The following is a 751-nucleotide window of genomic DNA, read 5'->3' on the forward strand; positions in this document are numbered from 1 at the left end:
CTTGGATACTTTTTTTAGCTTATTATGCTCTCCTTCAAAAAATTCTTTTTTTTGATCTTCGAGTTTATACGCTTCTAATGTAAGCGGAACTGTATAGTCGACACTTTCTCCGTGTTCTCCTAAGTCAAGGCCTTCTTTTTCTTCGCTGGCGTCAACGCGCATTTTCATGAACAATTTGAGCAACTTTATTATTGCAAAACAAATCAAGGCTGTGAAAACAACCGAAAAAATAGTCGCAAACAACTGAATACCAAATAACTTAAATCCACCACCATAAAACAAACCGTTAATACCTATCGAAGAATTAACTGCCCGACTGGCAAACAATCCGGTCAAAATACTGCCGACTATTCCACAGACCCCGTGACAGCCAAAAGCATCCAAAGCATCATCGACACCGATTCGAGGCTTGAGGAAACTTATAAAAAAGTAGCTGGCAGCGGCCGCAAGTATGCCAATCCAAAAAGATCCAGCTACGGTGACATAACCGGTTGCCGGTGTGATTCCAACCAATCCGCAAAGAGTACCGTTACATATTCCTGCAAGAGTCGCTTTGCCCTTTAAAAACATCTCGATTACCATCCAGGTAATCATTGAACAAGCTGTAGCAACCGTTGTCGTCAATACAGCCTGAACAGCGATTTGATTAGCGGCCAAAGCGGAACCGGCATTAAAACCGTACCAGCCGATCCAAAGAATCGTTGTTCCCAAAAGTGCCCAAGGAAGACTATAATGTCCTTCCTGCCTACCT

General features: G+C 42.7%; 1 protein-coding gene. It reads right to left on the reverse strand.

The annotated features are described in order from the left end of the window. On the reverse strand, window positions 1-751 hold a 751-nt coding region (locus KH893_RS11205), incomplete at both ends, for an ammonium transporter (protein WP_427860376.1).

The organism is Liquorilactobacillus sicerae (genome assembly GCF_029916425.1).
Classification (GTDB): Bacteria; Bacillota; Bacilli; order Lactobacillales; family Lactobacillaceae; genus Liquorilactobacillus; species Liquorilactobacillus sicerae.